A 16,991-nucleotide genomic window follows, 5' to 3' on the forward strand; every position below is an offset into this window, starting at 1 on the left:
GCGCTGAACAAAATGACGAAAGCAGGTATGCCTGAAAGCGTGCGTATTGCCTGAAAACACAACCCGCTACGGGGGAGACTTACCCGAAATCTGATTTATTCAACAAAGCCGTTTTCCATTAATCAAGATGGTTTTCCCATTGTCATCAGTTTTTGGTATCTTAGGTAAATCCTTGCCTATGTCAGGGTCAACAATAACTATCTGATCCTTTCTTGTTATCTTAAATGCCCCCTGTGCAGAATCAAACCTATAGTATCCATTTTTTAATACCAAAGACTCACTCATATATTTAAGACCTTCAGGGATTGAATAAGGAATTGAATCCAATTTAACTAATGTATTAAATTTCTTATCGTAAAGTAAAATATCATAATGCCCGTCATGCTTGATTGAGTTCCTCTGAAGTGAGTCATATGTACAGCCCGAATAAAAATATATATAAAACTGATCGTCTTTCATTATCTTATCATTCTTTTCAAGACAAGAGTTTGGATATCCATCAACTGCTGATGGCAATAAAAACTGTAATATTTTTCCATTTCCTTTTATTCTAATTACCTGCTGCGATTGATAACTATCCTCTGATAGATTTGAATAAATCCCAGCAGGTACTTTTATTTTTTTCCATCAAAAAAGCCTATCCATAAATTTTGTTTTTTATTTATCAACCAATACTGATTGTAAAATAAAGATTTATTCCTCTTTATATCGGGGAGATTGTTTTGAGTTGTTTTAAAATAAATAAATTGATCATGATGTCTTTCGTCTGCATCTCGATCTAATAGATTTCCAGGGTCACTCTCGGAAAAGAATATCTCATCATTTCTATCGCTAGCATGGACAAATTGTGTTGATATCAAAAAATAAAATAAAACAAAATATTTCATGATTTACCATCCTATGGATAATCAAAATAATTGATAAAGATATTAATCAACAATAGTGACTTCAGGAAGTCTTTTTAAAATGACAGGATTATAGCCATCAGGATCATCAACCATTACTGGCTTTCCATTAATCAAGATGATTTTCCCATTGTCATCAGTTTTTGGTACCTTAGGTAAAGCTTTGCCTGTGTCAGGGTCAACAATAACGATCTGATCTTTTGCGATTATTCTAAATGCAACGTCAAGCGCATCATACCGATAGTATCCATTTATTGACACCAAAGATTCTTTTATATATTTAAGATCTTCAGGAGTTGAATAAGGAATTGAATCAAGCACAATTATCGTATCATATATTTTATCATATAGTAAAATATCATATAATATGCTATGGCGGGTTGAGTTAGGTTCAAAACTAAAACTAGTACATCCAGAGTAAAAATATGTATATGATGAAGAGTCAAAAACTATATTATTTATTACACTGAGACATTTAGATGGGTAATTATTAGTTTCACGTTCCAATAGAAACTGTGAAATTTTACCCTTTCTTTTAACTCTTAATATTCGTTGTTGATGATACCCACCATTAGGAATGTCCTTGTAATAGTTTGCTGGCACTTTGATATTTTTTCCATCAAACAAGCCAAGCCATAGATCCTGTTCTTTATTTACCAACCAATATTCATTACTTGAAAAAACTTTGCTCCTCTGAGAATCAGGTAAATTATTTTGCTTATTTTTGTAATTACGATAATCACCGCGATATTCCTCATCAACACGTTGTTGTTCCTGTCTTGAAAAAATCTCCGATAATGTCATGGAATTTGTATCCGAGTTGACACTGGATACTGAGTTATCTGACGCATAACAGATTTGTAAGCTTGCTGCTTCTAAAAATAAAAGCGACATGAAAGAATATTTAATAAAAATTTTCATTTCTCATTTTCTTATTAAGGATAATTAAACCCATCGATGAAAGGAGCAGGATCAAGCCTGTTTGCTATACCAGGACCAGGTCTCTTTTTTACTCTAACTTCAAAATGGAGATGAGCACCTAAAGCTATACTGGTCATTCCATTGGCATTACCTGTGCAACCAGTTTCTCCCAATAATTCACCACAACGTACATGGTCTCCCCTCTCTAAACCAGAATGAATTGCAGACAGATGGGCGTAGAAAAAATAAACCTCACTAATTTCACTATCATTACATCTACAAAGCAACGCCTTCTCTAGTGGAAGATCGTCAACCTGAACAATAATACACAACTGTCTGCCATAATCACTACGAGGAGGATCAATTATAAAAGCGATGCGACCATCTGCTACTGAAAATATTGGTGTGTTTGGTGCAGCTTCTATATCCAAGCCCTGGTGTTGATAACGACGTCCATTAGAGCGAGTTCTCCATCCCTTAAAAGTAGCACTACGGACTCGAGGAAGAGCATGAGTACGAATCCGGCACACAGAAAGTGGGTTACTCCATGTATTCCCCTCAACGTTTACAGAAGGAGATGGGGTATTTCTTGGCTGCGAATTTGATGGGGTACTTCTTGGCTGCGAATTCGATGGGGTGCTTCTTGGTTGCGAATTCGATGGGGTACTTCTTGGTTGCGAATTCGATGGGGTACTTCTTGGCTGCGAATTCGATGGGGTACTTCTTGGCTGCGAATTCGATGGGGTACTTCTTGGCTGCGAATTCGTAAGAGTTACTGGAGGTAAATCCGTATTTATAATGTACGTAGAATTAAGTTTCTGAATAATATCTTTGGTGGAGTAATTTGTCATCTTCGGTTCAATTCGGTAATGATCAGGTACGATAATTGAATCGAAATAATTGACCATCCATGCAACAAAAGCGGTCCTCCATGTACTATCAATAGAATAATACCTAATTCTCATCTCATTATCTTTTAAATTACCAATTAGTCGGTTATAGAAAACAATATTAGTGGGGATTTTTTCGCCTTTTCCAGGAGTTTCTTTCCCATTCATAATAATGTCATATGCGCCAAATGCCCCATTCATATGAACAAGGTAAGCTATTTTAACTAATTCATCTGATTCAAGAGCACTAACTGCTGATAACTTTAAACTAAGTGAGTCAATCCCTTTTCGATCATACAATCCAATCATATCAATATTGTATTCTGCATTAACCCGTAAAGATAAAACAGTATCTGTATCGATTTCCGTTATAGTTCCGTCACCTGACTCGCCAAAAAGTTTATTATCTCTATATATTAATTTTTGGTATGAGTATTTTTCTGTTATAAACTGATAAACCTTAGATTCAGGTTTAGCGCAGTAAGATAACCATGTATCAGGTTTAAACTGTCCTAACCCTACCGCTCCCGAACCAGTAGGATTGGTCGCATTTGCTTTCCATCTTGACTCTGCATAAATTAATGCAGCAAGTCCCTCTGGCTGGAAATCATATTTTTTAGCTGTTTCAATGATATAATCTCGATATTGTTCTGCCTCTGGAGGAAGGCGTAACCCTTCACTAACATTACCAATATTACTCACACTGGTAGGAGCACCACCTTCAGTTCTGGTGGTTTGATTTACAGAAGGAGTCGGGTTTTCTGTTGTTCTACTTTCTGATGGGCTGGAAGCAGATGAGTCATTTCTTTGTTTCGCCTTTTCTTTTTCCTGTCGTTTGCTCGATTGCTGGGTACCTTGTTTAACTCTGGTACTTCCTTTTATTATCATTTCTCTGGATGATATCCGCAGAGTTAACGTTCCCAGCGGTAATTTTTTATGGTTGGCTATCAGAATATATTCTTTCTTATTCAAATGTTGTAATTCAACCTTTATACCTTTGGTACTATCTTCAATAAGCAGACCTGCCATAACACCAGTCCCATCGGTTACGTATTCATACGTCCTGCCATCGAAAGTGAGTCTGACTTTTGCATTTTTGAGCGGACGCCAGGCAAGATCGCAGATCCTCAACGTCAATTGAGTATCATAGACTTTATCTTTTGATGGTAAATTTAATATCTGTCCGGGTTGGATAATATGTCGCTCTGCTTTAGTGTGAAGTCCATTAATACTGGCAAGTTCATTGATATCAATGCCAAATTTACGACTGATTTTCCACAGGCTGTCACCCTTCTGAACGGTATACTGTTCCATAGCTATTCCTTATCTTGTTCGTTTAGTTCACCATCATACTGCGGACCATGCTCACCAAGATCCAGATCATCATCAATCTCATCCTCAATCTCGTAGTTATCATCATAAGAAAAAAGACTCGTCCATTTGTCATCGCCAATTATTGCCTGAAAATTTTTACTTTCAGGTTGTTCAAAACATCCCGACTCTCCATCATAAAAAGCAGAGTCCCATATTTTTTCTTTTGACTCACTATCGAAAAGACTCACTTTCATAACAGATGGTGCAGCATTACCCAAAGCGTCCAGCAACATAAAACTCATTGCGTGTGGGCCACTATCGGGTAGTTCTGGAATATTTGATTGCAAAGACGCCGGACCACTATAGAGAAGCTTACTTTGTTTCATCATAATATCACCAGGACAACCTAACTCTATATTCCCCCCGGACAGACGAACATACGCACCACCAGCACAAGCCAATGTCAAAGTTTTTGCTGCTGTCAAAGTAATATTTTCTGTTGTACTGACCAAAGAGATATTCTGTTTAGCGATTGTTTCAATATTTCCTGACTGAGACTGCGACACCAAATCTCCCTTTGCGGCAATCGTCTCGACTCCTTCATCCTCAGTAAAAATTGATATTTTTTTAGATGCAGCCAGGCAAATATTATTATTTGCCCCCAATTCAATACGTTGCCCTGCCGTAATATAGATATTTTCACTTGCAGTCGTCTGAAAATGACCACCGCTGGCTAAAGCAACACCTTCGGGTGCACTTGCCAGCAATACAGCCTGCTTTAATGTAAGTAGCTTCTCTTCCATCAATGCCTGTTGTTGTTCATATTGCAGAAGCTGTGCTTTTGCCGCTGATGCTGCCTGTGAAAGTGATTCCATTTGGCTAAGGGCTTGCGCCAGTAAAGAATGTGCCGCAGCCATATCCAATGTCTTCCCCTGTGCTTCAGGCTGACTGTCCGCAGTAATAAATATCCCTTTCCCGGCGCGTATCGCCCCCCACTCATCAGTACGCAGCTCAAAACCTTCCCCACGGAGCGCTCGCTGAGCATCCACATTATGCCCCAGGTTCAGCTGCGTCTTGCCGCCGTACTCGGTGCTGAGCTTGATATGCTCTTCGCCGCGCTTGTCCTCCATCCGCAGCTTGTTCAGCCCCGCCGTTCTGATGACGTTGCGCGTACTGTTCTTTTCCGTCACATGGTCAACATGCCGCGAGTCGTGCAGCGCATGGGCGATATACGGGCGGTCGGGGTCGCCTTCGTGGAACGCTATCGCCACTTCCGTTCCCTGAATCAGCGGGAAGTGAAAGCCGTACACATCGCCGCCGTAGGGTTTGGCAAGCCGCACCGGCATGCTCTCCTGGCCCTGCTTTTTATCATCCCGGTCGGCGTCGAACATCACCCGGTACAGCCCGGACGCATCCTGCCAGGCGTAGATATCATTCGCCTTCGCGCTGGTCACCCGCGCTGTCATCGTGCCGGTCACCTTCGGACGCGGCAGCAGCGGCGGACGCCAGCACACCGTTTCGCTGTACGGCACCGCCAGTATTGTCACCCGCAGGGCGTTCCTGCGACTGGCGGTAAAACCGGTTCCGGTGATGAGTACCGGCTCCTGTAATGGCGCCGGCAGGGTCGGCGGCAGGCTGTCGGTGAGGGTCAGCACCTGGGCGGGCGCCAGCGTCGCGTCGGTGCTGACGCCGGTTATCAGCGTCTGGTTCGCCAGAAAACGTTCGTGGTCCAGGCGGGCGTAAAAGTTCGCCGTTTCCGCCGTGGGGTCGATTTTATCGCCCCGCTCCTGGTGGCGCAGTTTGTAGTGATACACCTCGCCATAGGTATTTCCTTCGCCGTCCCCCCGCGTCATATCCGCCGGGGCTGACTGCAGAATGCTCTGCGCGGTACGGTGGTTGTAATCTTTCGTGATGACGCCCGCCTCCACCACGTTATGGGAGACATTCAGCCCCCACACTGATTTCGCACCGCTGTCGCTCATCCCGGACGGGCTGTTAACCGGCAGTGTCTTATCGAACATCAGCGCCCGCTGCGCGTCGGCGAAGTGGACCACTTCGCTCTGGGCCTCTTCCTGCAGGGTGAAGAAATAAAATATCCCCACCTCTGCCAGCAGGCGCTGGATAAACGCCAGGTCACTCTCCTGATACTGATTAATTTGCTCGCGCCGCGGATAGTGTTGCTTGAGATTAAACTCATACTCCCAGTCATGCAGGTGGTGTTCCTGCAAAACCTGCTCCACCACTTCCGGCACCGATTTATTGACGAAGAAACGATGGGTGCGGAACTGTTTGTCCAGCAGCGAGAGGAAGGGTTCGAGGGTTATCATGTACTCTGCCTGGTCAGCAGAGCCACTGATACGCTCAAAATGCGTGACCACGCCATGCACCCGTTTGCATTCGGTCAGGCTCTGTAATATGCCGCCGCCCATCGTCAGCGTCGCCGGTTTGCTCAGTAACTGGCTGGCGTCGATATTTTTATCCGTGCTGGTGAAATAAATTGTCCAGAGATACGTTTCACTGAGTTTTTCTGCACCGCTGAATTCTTCCACATCCAGCGATGCAGTACATGAAGGAATATCCAGCTGGTAACGGTTAAGGGTGGTGCCGGTAATTATTGAAGAGGTATCCATTATATTCCTGTTTTACTCCGCAGTAGTGACCATCAAACATCGATTAACAGGCCATACGGTTTAATTTTGTTTAATGATAATCATCTCATTCATCATAAATATATTTAAGTGCATATCGATATATCAGATACCCCACCAGGAGTTTCATTACTAAAAGGCAACCCCAGGGATATTTATTTTCACTTACTGAGAAATAAAAAAGCACACAGAAACCGGAACCTTCAACGTTTAACGCTGCCAGCATTTCTCTGGCACTGTCCTTAGCGCTATCCATGCTGATCTCCTTTATCCATCCCCTTTCCTGCGCTTCATCCCCGCAGAGGCCCCGCTTTGCCGACAAGATTGACTGGCTGCAGGCACGCTACCGCCCATCGCTGTTTCCTGTTTATCAGGAACCCGTAGCGCACAGGGTCAGGCAGGCAGATTGTTATTGTTCACCGTCCTCGTTCGGGGTCGCGGATTACTCGGTTTCGTTTTTTAAGGCGTCAGCCCCGGCTCCTGAGGTATTAGCCGTGCCCGGCGTCAGACAGGCGTCCTTCTGCGGGACCAGACTGATCTCCACCCGGCGATTTTGCGCCCGCCCGTCTGGCGTCTCGTTGCTGGCGACAGGACGACTTTCGCCGTAGCCCTGCACCGCAAAACAGCTCTCCGGCACATCGCCGGTATCGCGCATCCAGTCGCGGACCGCCTCGGCACGCTTCAGAGAGAGCTGTTGATTGGATCTATCGTTGCCGATGCTGTCGGTATGGCCTGCCACCACGATCAGCCAGCCGGGTTTCGCCTTAATGCCCAGCAGCGAGTTCACCAGCAGCTTTGTCGAACCCGGTTTCAGCGTCGATTTGCCTGTATCGAACAGCGCCATGCTATCGAGGCGGATCGTCTGCGGCCCCTGCACAACCTGCTTAATGACCGGACGCGGCGGCGGGGGCGGCGCCCAGTCATTGATCGCGGCTTCCACGAAGGGGATCAGCCGCAATCCCTGATACAACCCCAGCCGGTAACGCAGCGGCTCTCCCCGGCGCAGCCAGTCATCCAGCAGGCGGCTGTCGGCACGCAGACGCTGCTGCGCCTGCAGCTTCGGCGTCGGCGGCGCGCCGCTAAGGCGGTGATACACCGCCAGATGATCGCCGACGCTGCGCACCAGGCGCTGGTTGTTGATAAAGGAAGCCAGCATCGCCAGCGCCAGAAAGAGGAAGCCCATGCCAGCGGCAAGACCGGCAGCGCGCATCCGGCGGCTGACCCCGTGGCGGTGCGGCAGTGACGACAGAAGAAGATCCGGCAGCGGGTGAGGACCTGGCGCCGCGGCGTTGCCCGGGGAGAGCGTGGTGATCCCGGCGATTTGCTGCTGCCAGAGGTTATTTGCCACCGCCGTCACCGGCGTCAGGCAGATGCCCATGGCGCACAGGTCCAACGGCGAAAGTTCCGCCTGGCGAGTGCTCAGTGGCCGGACAAGAACGTTTTCTGCCAACGCCAGAATGCTCTCCAGCCACAGCGTCTGATGCAGGCGTGAGGCTGAGCTGCCCTCTCGCTGCCAGTCGGCAATCGACTGGGGCGCTTGTCCCTTCTGCCGCACCTGGAGACCAGGCCGATCCGGCGTGACGGTAAACCAGCGGCTTTCCGCTGCCTGGCCGCCAGGCGGCGTCACCCAGAACACGCTCCACACCGGCGGCAGACCGTTTAACCAGGTTCGGCACTGAACAATACTCCGCCGCCAGTCGCACAGCGACTGCACCAGGTGCTCCCCGGAGGGGTGGTGCTCCGGTACCACCGCCAGCAGCACGGAAACCTGCGATACCAGCGCCGGACGCGCCGCCGCCAGGTACTGCGCCAGCCGCGGCAACTGCTCCGCGCTGTCTCCCCGTAGATACCAGCCGTGACGGGTTTCGCAGTGCGCCGAACGCCCGGGAAACAGACTGTCGGTATCCCCGCAGACCAGAACCACTGCCCCCTGAAAATCCTCGGGCGGCAGGACGATTTCCGATCGCTGACGGCTGACTGCCCGGCGACGCTGACGCCAGAGCGCCGCGCCGCCCACCAGCAGGATGCACAGACTGACGATCACCTGGTTGCCGATGGACAGCGGCCAGAAGCCCAGCGCCAGCCACAGGGCCAGGATGACGGTCAGTAGCGTAAGCAGACGACGGGCGTTATCACGCATCTCTTATCCCTGCCCTGCTATCTTCGCCACCATCTGTGACAGCACGGCGGAGAAGGTCAACCACAGCGCGGCCAGCGCCACAATGCCAACCGCCCAGCCGCACCAGTACATCCGCCGTCCGCTGCGCAGCCGGGAGGCACGAACCACCACCGGCGCCTCCTGGGTCAGGCTGAACGGCGGGACCCGTGCGCCAAGCGCATGCGCCACGTCCTCACGCCGTTCGTCATCCTGGGCGCGGTACTGCCCGACAAACCCCAGCTGCAAAGTACGATAGAAACAAGTCAGCACTGCCGCATCCGCCGTGGGCTCTCGCAGCAGCTGGCGGATCCGTTCCCAGAGCTCTTCCCCGGCGTTGAGAGTGCTGAAAAAACGCGCCTGCAGCGGATCCTTGCGCCACCTGCGGTAGCCATCATCCTGACTGGCGCGGTTGAGGACGCTCTCATCGAGCAGCGCGCAGTAGGCATAGAGCATCTGCTCAGCGCTGGCTTCACTGACGCCTGCCGCCGCCAGCGCCTCGCGCGCCTCGGTCACCCATCGACAGGCCTGACGATAGAGCGCCTCGCCATCGGTCACCGGCTGGCCGCAGCGTAACTGACTGACCATCAGCCAGCCCGGGTAAAAGGTTTTGTTGATCAGATCGCTTTCAGAGATATTCATGAGCGCAGTACCGCAAAGAGTTCAAGTTTCACGTCGCCAAGCGATTCCGGGGTATAGAAGGTGCAGTTGCCGGCCTCCAGCATCGCGCGGGCGGCATCGGTGGAGAGATCCAGAGCGAAATATTGGTTTTCCAGACGTAGCGGAATCGCCGCCGGCACGTGGCTCAGCGGTTTGATCGCGATGCCGCTGAGGGCAATGTTGACGACCTCGGCGACATCATCATGGCTACCCGCCTTACAGAGCTGCGGAAAGCGGCTCTGAAGCTGGTGAGGGGGAAGTGAAGAACGCACCGACAGATAAAAATCCGCCCCCTCGCGCAGCCGTGCATCGTGCAGCCTCCCCCGCCAGATCTCCCGGTCAGCACCCTGCTCCAGCGCGATGGCGATCACCCTTGAGGGCAAGCTGACTTCGAGCAGCGTATCCAACAGGGCAAACAGCGGTGGGAATACCTGCTCCGGCGAGGCATGCCGGTAGCGGGGGATCGCGTCCAGATGATGTTCAAGAGAGAAGGTCAGCAGACTGCCGGCCAGCCTGGCCAGTTCACGATAGAGCAGCTCCGGATGGCGCGAAGGGTCCTGATGCAGCTCGCTGAGCACCGGCTCGGCGCTGTTCAGCGCGTTGAGCAGCCAGAACAGGGAAACATCCGCCACGGCAAAATCAGCCATCCGCGCATTGCTTTCACGGCGCATGGCCATGAGGCGTCTGCGTCGGGCCTGCAGGCGATGTAGCAGCTCGCCCAGCTCGCTGACCAGCGTCGGGCTTGCGGCCAGCGACAGCAGCGGCGGGATGAATTTCGGGTCAACGATCCACTGCCCCTGGGCGTCGCGTACCAGACGCGCTACCGGGCAGGTAAGGAAGGCCGCATTTTCCTCGGTGGAGAGACGCAGCGTCAGCGCGTGGCGCAGAACGGCCAGCTCGCTGCGTTCATGGCCTGCCAGCTCCTGCACGGTCACCTGCTCGGCGCGCCAGCGGCGCGGGCGGGCGCTTTCCTGGCCGTCATCAAGATTGCCGCCGCTGGCGCTGAGCAGCGGCAGAGCGAGCAGAACCTCCACGTTGTCCTGCATCACGTCCGATACATCGCGGACCGGTGGCAAAATATCCGCCAGCTCGGTGTCAATCAGCGCGCCGTCGGCGAAACGCACGATCAGCCGGGTGGCGTTGAGCCGGGAAAGGGTGAGCGCGCTGGCGTCAAACTCCGCGCGCAATACCCCCCAGGGGTGGGCGAGCGCCATGCGGGAGACCGTATCGGCGACGTGCGCCTCCCAGCGGGCCTGTTGCTGAAACTGCTGCGGAACCAGAAAAGCCCCGTCGCGCCATAATGGGCGGAAAATCTTCATTGCACCTCCTGTGCCTTTCGCTTTCATCTGTCTGCAGACAGGACCAAATGCCCGGTCGGATATCCTTCATCCGCCGTACGTTCGCCTCAGCCCCTGCATTTGCTCTGGCCTGTTCCTCACTAGCGGTTTTTCTCCCGAACGTCGTTCGTCTCGATTGATTGCCTGCCGCTTCAAGGAAAGGAAATATCTCCCCTGCCCGCGAGAATTTCGAAATCAGATGGTATTTTTTGTTCAAGGGAGGTTTATCTTAAAGTGAAATAGCCAGGGGAGGTAACGCCTGGCCCTAAATAATATCTGAATTCAACCCAAGGAAGTTTTATAATTCCTCTTCATTCCATTCACGCAGCTTATTCTATAAGCCGTCCATTTATTATTTCGCTATTAAATATTATTTATATTCACCTGCAAATAATAAAAAACTCAACACTAAATTGTCACTGCAGTAAATATGCCACCGACAGCGCCGGCGCCTGAATCTCCTCCGGCATCAGAGAGATGCCTGCCCCCCCACCCGGCCATTGCCAGGCGCTGAATTACCCCGTATTTTGGTTTTCCGCTCCGCTGGGGGCGGGTATCAGGGCGAACGAGAGAGAGAAAATGAAACCGCTATTTGTCTATGGGACGCTCTGTCCCGGTCGCAGCAATGCGCATATTCTGGAGGCGATCGGGGGCGAGTGGCGTCCGGGCTACGTTACCGGTACCTTTTACGCGCGCGGCTGGGGCGCAGCTGCTGATTTTCCGGGGATCGTCCTCGATGCCAACGGCCCGCGGGTCAACGGCTATCTGTTCCTGTCCGACCGGCTGGCGGCGCACTGGGCCATGCTGGACGACTTTGAGGAGGGGTACGATCGGGTGTCGGTGGAGGTGACCACCGACGATGGACAGCAGGTCAGCGCCTGGATTTATCAGCTCCAGCCCCGGGAGTAATCCCCGGCCAGTCTCGAGCTACCGGGCACAGCGGCCCAGTACGTCCGCGGGTCTGGCGTCGTTTCCGCCAATGCAGGTATACTTGCCAGATGTTTCCTAAGCTTCAGATACGCAAATGACAAAACTTACCTTACAAGAGCAGATGCTCAAAGCCGGCCTGGTCAGCAGCAAAAAAATGGCCAAAGTCCAGAGAACGGCGAAAAAATCCCGCGTGCAGGCCCGTGAGGCCCGGGAAGCGGTGGAAGAGAATAAAAAAGCCCAGCTGGAGCGCGATAAACAGCTCAGCGAGCAGCAAAAGCAGGCGGTGCTGGCGAAAGAGTATAAAGCTCAGGTCAAGCAGCTGATTGAGATGAACCGCATTACGGTCGCCCGGGGCGATATCGGCTTTAACTTTACCGATAATAATCTGATTAAAAAAATCATGGTCGACAAGACCACCCAAACCCAGCTGATTAACGGTCGCCTGGCGATTGCCCGCCTGGCGGTGGATAACAAACCTGAAGGGGAATATGCAATTATTCCGGCGATTGTGGCTGAGAAAATTGCCCAGCGCGATCCCAGCAGCATCGTGTTGCACAGCGCCCTGAGCCAGGATGAGCAGGATGAAGACGATCCGTACGCCGACTTTAAGGTGCCCGACGACCTGATGTGGTGATCGCGGGCTTTCGGCGGCAGGCGATCAGAACGAGCTTGCCTGCTGGATATGCATCGGCTCGCGACTGACGGGGTGGCGAAAACGCAGTTCGCTGGCGTGCAGCATCAGCCGCGGAGCCTGTTCCGTGCCCGGCAATTCCCGGCCGCCATACAGATCGCAGCCAAGGATCGGATAGCCCAGCAGCTGACAGTGGATCCGCAGCTGATGGGTGCGCCCGGTCTCCGGGGTGAGCGCCACCCTCGTCAGCGCCAGCGCCCTCTCCCCTTCCCGCGTCTGGTACATACGGTCAATTACCCGGTAGCGCGAACGCGCCGGTTTGCCGTGCCGGGCGCAGATCGACATGCGCGGGAAACGGGCCGGGTCTTTGGCGATCGCCGCCTCCACTATCCCTTCATCTTCCGGCAGATGGCCGCACAGCAGCGCCGTATAGACCTTACCCACCGTGCGCTGACTGAACTGCTGGCACAGCGCGGCGTTAATCACCTTGTTGCGGGCGACCACCATCAGACCGGAAGTGCCGAAATCAAGGCGGTGTACCAGGGTGCAGCCCGGAAAGCGCTGGACCAGTCGATGATGCACGGAGTCGAGGTTGCGCGGATCTTTGCCTGACAGGCTCAGCAGCCCGGCAGGTTTATTGATCAGCAGCAGGTGTTCGTCCTGATACAGGAGGGTTATCTGCTCGCGGCACGGCGGAGCGACAAAGGTATCGATAATGGTGGACATCAGACGGCCCGAAGAAGGAGTGGCCGGCGATAGTACCCCATTTTGCCCGCCGGTACGACGCTGGCGCACGATCCGCCCTCGCGGCGGCGTCATTTATCACCCACACTTATCGTAAAGGCATGGTCTGCGCAGGCAATGTGCTTTACACTGCGCGCTGCAAAATTTGAGTTAACCAACGAGTAAGAACGGTAATGGCGATGAACGGAACAATCACAACGTGGTTTAAAGATAAAGGTTTTGGATTTATCAAAGATGAAAACGGCGAAAACCGGTATTTTCATGTGATTAAGGTCGCCAATCCCGATCTCATCAAGAAAGACGCGGCGGTGACTTTTGAACCTACCACCAACAATAAAGGGCTGTCGGCCTACGCGGTGAAGGTCATTCCGGAAAGCAAATATATCTATATCGCCGGCGAGCGGCTGAAGCTGACCTCCATCAAGTCCTATGTGGTTTACCGGGAAGAAGAGCCGGTCGAGACCCGTGTGGATAAAGAAAACGCGGTGCTGTCGGTCGGGCTGCTGATGAACAGCATCCGGCCAAAATCCACGGTGCAGCCGGGAGAGATGCGCTCGGTGAAAAAGCTGGCGATCACCACCTTTCAGGGGACAACCCTGATCTTCTCGGAAGACGAAATCGATATCGATGCCACGGTAAAACTGCTCAAGGTATGACGACCCGGCGTGCGGTCAGCCGCGCGCCCAGTCACCTGCCGAGCCGATTTTCGTCGCCATCGCCCCTCACCGGACGGGGCGAGGCGCCAGACAGCCGATAAGGATGCCGCCGCCATGCCCGTAAATTTTGACTTCAACGATCTCTATGCCTTTCGCGCCCTGATGGAGTATGGCAGCTTTCGGCTGGCCGCAGAATCCATTTGCCTGTCGCAGTCGGCCCTCAGCCGCCGCATCGAAAAGCTGGAAACCGCGTTAGGCAACCGGCTGTTCGAGCGCACCACCCGCCGCGTGACCCTTACGCTGTATGGACAGAATTTTGCCGAACGTTCGGAGCAGCTGCTGGCCCACGTCGAGACGGTGCTGGCGGATATCAGCCAGGTCAGCAAGGCGCGTACCGGGCTGGTGACAGTGGCGACGGTACCTTCCGCCGCCTACTACTTTATGCCGGAAATCATCCGCAGCTTTCAGGCGCGCTTTCCCCAGGTGCGTATCCGGCTAATCGACAGCAGCGCCGGGAATGTCATTGAGGCGGTGAGCAGCGGACAGGCTGACTTTGGCCTCTGCTTTGCCAAAAACCTGCCGGCCAGCATCGAATTCACCCCGCTGGCCGACGACCGCTATGTCGCCGCCTGTCGGCACGACCATCCGCTGGCGAGCAGGACGCACCTCAGCTGGCAGGCATACTTTGAACAGGATTATATTGGCCTCGATCGGGTCTCCGGCAACCGGACGCTGCTCGACAGGGAGCTGGCGCATCTGACGCCGGCGCGGCCAAGCATTTGCGAAACCCGCCACGTCACCACGATGCTGGGGATGGTGGAAGCGGGCATCGGCATTGCCGCCGTGCCCGCGATGTCGATGCCCGCCGGGGAGCATTCCGTTCTCCGCGCCGTACCGCTTACCGACCCGGTGGTCACCCGTACGGTAGGCCTGATCCGCCTCAGCGGCCGTATTCAGTCCTACGTGGCGGCAGAGCTGGAGAAGCTGATTATTGAACAGTATCCTTCTGGCTGACCGGCGCGGCGGCAGCTACGCTTCGCATACCGGTGGCGTGGATGGTCTCCTGCGCCGCCGGTGAGGCCAGATACGTCAGCAGCGCCTTTCCTTCCTGCGGGTGGTCGGCGATGACGGTCACCGCCCCGGCAAAGCGGGTGATGTACTGCAGGTTATCCGGCAGTTCGCCGACAACGGTCACGCCGGGCACCGGCAGCAGTTCGCTCACCTGCTGAAAACCGATCGCATACCGTCCCTTCGCCACTTCCGAGGCCACCGGAATACGCTCCACCATCTGCGCTTTGCTCTGCATCGCCTCATCAATGCCCAGGCGGTGGAACAGCGTCGAGCTGACATAGCGTCCGCTGGCGCTGTCGGAGTACGCGACCGACGGCGCAGCCAGCAGCGCCGCCCGCAGCTGGTCTGCGCTGTGGATAGCCGGCAGCGGCGCTCCCGCTTTCACCACCACGCCGATGGGCGAGTCGGCCAGCTCCCGGCGTGAATCCGGTTGCGTACGGCCCGCTTTCTCGAGGCTGGTCAGCGCGTCGCCGACCATAATCACCACGTCCGCGTGTTCGCCCCGCGCCAGGCGGTTAGGGATCGCTTGCGGCGTTTTTCCCATCGACGGCCCGGGGATCACCACGAGGTGGTTGCCGCTTTGTTTTTCCCATGCCGGGGCCAGCTTTTCCAGCGCCGCTTTGAAGCCGCCGGAGATCATCACGGTGACCTCAGCGGACAGCGCGCTGCCGCCGGTGGCGGCCAGCAGCAGCGTGGCCAGCAGGGTTCCTGTCGTTTTACGCATCATCATCTCCCTGATTAACGTGCCGTCTGCAGCGTAACGGCGCTGCGGCGATAGAGGTAGCAAGTGGCCAGCAGGCCGCAGACGGCGGCAAAGCTCATCCAGTAGCCTGGGGAAGCTTTATCACCGGTATATTCAATCAGCGCCGTGGAAATCACCGGCGTGAAGCCGCCAAACACCGCGGTCGCCAGGCTATAGGCCAGCGAGAAGCCTGCCACGCGCACTTCGGCGGGCATAATTTCGGTCAGCGCCGGGATCATCGCCCCGTTGTACATGCCGTAGATAAAGGACAACCACAGCAGCACGCTCAGCATCATCAAAAAGCTCGGCGCGTTCGCCAGCATGGTCAGCGCAGGCCACGCGGTAGCCAGCGCCAGCAGGGTCATGGCAATCAGCACCGGTCGGCGGCCAAAGCGGTCGGACAGCGCCCCGCCCACCGGCAGCCAGAAGAAGTTGGAAATCGCCACCAGCAGCGTGACCAGCAGGCTGTCCGAGGCGCTGAGCATCAGCACTTTTTTGCCAAAGGTCGGCGCATAGACGGTGATCAGATAGAACGCGGTGGTGGTCATCGCCACCATCATCATCCCGGCGATGACCACCTGCCAGTTCGCCAGCAGGGTGGCGAATACCTGGCGCATCGCCAGATGATGGCGGCGGGCAGTAAACTCCTGGGTCTCCTCCAGCTTACGGCGCAGCACAAAAATGAACGGGACGATCAGGCAGCCGAAAAGGAACGGAATACGCCAGCCCCAGTCGCTGATGGCGCTCTGCTCCAGCACGGCGTTGAGGGCAAAGCCCATCGCGGCCGCCACCATAATGGCGACCTGCTGGCTGCCCGACTGCCAGCTGGTGTAAAACCCTTTGCGGCCCGGGGTGGCGATCTCGGCCAGATAGACGGATACCCCGCCCAGCTCAGCGCCGGCGGAGAAGCCCTGCAGCAGGCGGCCGATCAGCACCAGCAGCGGCGCCCACAGGCCAATGGCCTGGTAAGAGGGGATCAGCACGATCAGGAAGGTGCCGGTGGCCATGATCGACAGGGTCACAATCAGCCCTTTGCGCCGCCCTACCTTGTCGATATAGGCGCCAAGCACGATGGCGCCGATGGGCCGCATCAGAAAGCCGGCGCCAAAGACCGCGAAGGTCATCATCAGCGAGGCGAATTCACTGCTCGCCGGAAAAAAGGTATGTGCGATGTAGGTGGCATAAAACCCGAACAGGAAAAAGTCGAACTGTTCGAGAAAGTTACCGGACGTGACGCGCAGAATGGCGCCGAGCCGGTCACGGGTACTCATCAGTGAGGTTGTCGAATGCATGCAGGTCTCCAGTTTGTTATCCACGCGTTGTCGCGCGCCTGTTGCTGAAGACTGAAACAGAACCGGGAATGAAATAAGCGTAATAAACGCATCCA

General features: G+C 53.7%; 15 protein-coding genes and 1 pseudogene. 4 read left to right on the top strand and 12 right to left on the bottom strand.

Features of this window, described 5'->3' with window-relative positions:
- Window positions 1-99 precede the first annotated feature (99 nt).
- The 9 genes and pseudogenes from AC6CWS_RS14400 to tssK all read right to left on the bottom strand — a co-directional run bounded on the left by AC6CWS_RS14400 (window position 100) and on the right by tssK (window position 10,812).
- Window positions 100-459, bottom strand: coding sequence for a hypothetical protein (locus AC6CWS_RS14400; RefSeq protein ID WP_140599722.1), 360 nt, complete (start codon window positions 457-459; stop codon window positions 100-102).
- A 155-nt stretch (window positions 460-614) separates the two neighbouring features.
- Complete coding sequence (locus AC6CWS_RS14405; RefSeq protein ID WP_130941553.1) at window positions 615-887, bottom strand: hypothetical protein; 273 nt, start codon at window positions 885-887, stop codon at window positions 615-617.
- Window positions 888-929: 42 nt separating this feature from the next.
- The gene (locus AC6CWS_RS14410) at window positions 930-1,826 is read right to left on the bottom strand and encodes a hypothetical protein (protein ID WP_165454427.1); all 897 of its coding nucleotides are present in this window, start codon (window positions 1,824-1,826) and stop codon (window positions 930-932) included.
- 14 nt (window positions 1,827-1,840) lie between these two features.
- Window positions 1,841-4,030: a LysM peptidoglycan-binding domain-containing protein gene (locus AC6CWS_RS14415; RefSeq protein WP_074442542.1), complete on the bottom strand. Its 2,190-nt coding sequence runs from the start codon at window positions 4,028-4,030 to the stop codon at window positions 1,841-1,843.
- A gap of 2 nt (window positions 4,031-4,032) precedes the next feature.
- The gene (locus tag AC6CWS_RS14420) at window positions 4,033-6,660 is read right to left on the bottom strand and encodes a type VI secretion system Vgr family protein (RefSeq protein WP_498256409.1); all 2,628 of its coding nucleotides are present in this window, start codon (window positions 6,658-6,660) and stop codon (window positions 4,033-4,035) included.
- 150 nt (window positions 6,661-6,810) lie between these two features.
- A pseudogene (locus AC6CWS_RS14425) lies at window positions 6,811-6,934 on the bottom strand (hypothetical protein).
- Between the two features lie 186 nt (window positions 6,935-7,120).
- Window positions 7,121-8,818: an OmpA family protein gene (locus AC6CWS_RS14430; RefSeq protein WP_065881236.1), complete on the bottom strand. Its 1,698-nt coding sequence runs from the start codon at window positions 8,816-8,818 to the stop codon at window positions 7,121-7,123.
- A 3-nt stretch (window positions 8,819-8,821) separates the two neighbouring features.
- On the bottom strand, window positions 8,822-9,475 hold the full coding sequence (tssL, locus tag AC6CWS_RS14435; RefSeq protein WP_065881234.1) for a type VI secretion system protein TssL, short form: 654 nt from the start codon (window positions 9,473-9,475) through the stop codon (window positions 8,822-8,824).
- Window positions 9,472-10,812 (bottom strand): type VI secretion system baseplate subunit TssK, encoded by a 1,341-nt coding sequence (tssK, locus tag AC6CWS_RS14440; RefSeq protein ID WP_065881232.1) that lies wholly within the window; start codon window positions 10,810-10,812, stop codon window positions 9,472-9,474. The genes tssL and tssK overlap by 4 nt, the downstream gene beginning before the upstream one ends.
- Window positions 10,813-11,409: 597 nt before the next feature.
- Here tssK and AC6CWS_RS14445 point away from each other — a divergent pair.
- Window positions 11,410-11,739: a gamma-glutamylcyclotransferase family protein gene (locus AC6CWS_RS14445; protein ID WP_065881230.1), complete on the top strand. Its 330-nt coding sequence runs from the start codon at window positions 11,410-11,412 to the stop codon at window positions 11,737-11,739.
- A gap of 115 nt (window positions 11,740-11,854) precedes the next feature.
- Window positions 11,855-12,394: a DUF2058 domain-containing protein gene (locus AC6CWS_RS14450; RefSeq protein ID WP_140599508.1), complete on the top strand. Its 540-nt coding sequence runs from the start codon at window positions 11,855-11,857 to the stop codon at window positions 12,392-12,394.
- A gap of 24 nt (window positions 12,395-12,418) precedes the next feature.
- On the opposite strand, the gene AC6CWS_RS14455 is transcribed toward AC6CWS_RS14450, so the two are convergent.
- Window positions 12,419-13,117, bottom strand: coding sequence for an RluA family pseudouridine synthase (locus AC6CWS_RS14455; protein ID WP_032428902.1), 699 nt, complete (start codon window positions 13,115-13,117; stop codon window positions 12,419-12,421).
- Between the two features lie 191 nt (window positions 13,118-13,308).
- Between AC6CWS_RS14455 and AC6CWS_RS14460 the strand changes: the two genes are divergently transcribed.
- On the top strand, window positions 13,309-13,791 hold the full coding sequence (locus AC6CWS_RS14460; RefSeq protein ID WP_004203243.1) for a cold-shock protein: 483 nt from the start codon (window positions 13,309-13,311) through the stop codon (window positions 13,789-13,791).
- A 114-nt stretch (window positions 13,792-13,905) separates the two neighbouring features.
- Window positions 13,906-14,805: an L-proline-binding transcription factor PsrA gene (gene psrA / locus AC6CWS_RS14465; protein ID WP_044523908.1), complete on the top strand. Its 900-nt coding sequence runs from the start codon at window positions 13,906-13,908 to the stop codon at window positions 14,803-14,805.
- On the opposite strand, the gene AC6CWS_RS14470 is transcribed toward psrA, so the two are convergent.
- Together AC6CWS_RS14470 and AC6CWS_RS14475 are read right to left on the bottom strand one after the other, a co-directional pair.
- Window positions 14,780-15,589: a substrate-binding domain-containing protein gene (locus AC6CWS_RS14470; protein ID WP_074442541.1), complete on the bottom strand. Its 810-nt coding sequence runs from the start codon at window positions 15,587-15,589 to the stop codon at window positions 14,780-14,782. The two genes, psrA and AC6CWS_RS14470, sit on opposite strands and share 26 nt — an antisense overlap.
- Window positions 15,590-15,600: 11 nt before the next feature.
- On the bottom strand, window positions 15,601-16,896 hold the full coding sequence (locus AC6CWS_RS14475) for an MFS transporter (RefSeq protein ID WP_044523912.1): 1,296 nt from the start codon (window positions 16,894-16,896) through the stop codon (window positions 15,601-15,603).
- Between the last annotated feature and the right edge of the window lie 95 nt (window positions 16,897-16,991).

The sequence above is a fragment of the Klebsiella sp. M041 genome (assembly GCF_059759695.1).

Coding starts and splice junctions, on each gene's coding strand:
- AC6CWS_RS14400 (WP_140599722.1), bottom strand. CDS start 459: ATGAAAGACGATCAGTTTTATATATATTTTTATTCGGGCTGTACATAT.
- AC6CWS_RS14405 (WP_130941553.1), bottom strand. CDS start 887: ATGAAATATTTTGTTTTATTTTATTTTTTGATATCAACACAATTTGTC.
- AC6CWS_RS14410 (WP_165454427.1), bottom strand. CDS start 1,826: ATGAAAATTTTTATTAAATATTCTTTCATGTCGCTTTTATTTTTAGAA.
- AC6CWS_RS14415 (WP_074442542.1), bottom strand. CDS start 4,030: ATGGAACAGTATACCGTTCAGAAGGGTGACAGCCTGTGGAAAATCAGT.
- AC6CWS_RS14420 (WP_498256409.1), bottom strand. CDS start 6,660: ATGGATACCTCTTCAATAATTACCGGCACCACCCTTAACCGTTACCAG.
- AC6CWS_RS14430 (WP_065881236.1), bottom strand. CDS start 8,818: ATGCGTGATAACGCCCGTCGTCTGCTTACGCTACTGACCGTCATCCTG.
- tssL (WP_065881234.1), bottom strand. CDS start 9,475: ATGAATATCTCTGAAAGCGATCTGATCAACAAAACCTTTTACCCGGGC.
- tssK (WP_065881232.1), bottom strand. CDS start 10,812: ATGAAGATTTTCCGCCCATTATGGCGCGACGGGGCTTTTCTGGTTCCG.
- AC6CWS_RS14445 (WP_065881230.1), top strand. CDS start 11,410: ATGAAACCGCTATTTGTCTATGGGACGCTCTGTCCCGGTCGCAGCAAT.
- AC6CWS_RS14450 (WP_140599508.1), top strand. CDS start 11,855: ATGACAAAACTTACCTTACAAGAGCAGATGCTCAAAGCCGGCCTGGTC.
- AC6CWS_RS14455 (WP_032428902.1), bottom strand. CDS start 13,117: ATGTCCACCATTATCGATACCTTTGTCGCTCCGCCGTGCCGCGAGCAG.
- AC6CWS_RS14460 (WP_004203243.1), top strand. CDS start 13,309: ATGGCGATGAACGGAACAATCACAACGTGGTTTAAAGATAAAGGTTTT.
- psrA (WP_044523908.1), top strand. CDS start 13,906: ATGCCCGTAAATTTTGACTTCAACGATCTCTATGCCTTTCGCGCCCTG.
- AC6CWS_RS14470 (WP_074442541.1), bottom strand. CDS start 15,589: ATGATGCGTAAAACGACAGGAACCCTGCTGGCCACGCTGCTGCTGGCC.
- AC6CWS_RS14475 (WP_044523912.1), bottom strand. CDS start 16,896: ATGCATTCGACAACCTCACTGATGAGTACCCGTGACCGGCTCGGCGCC.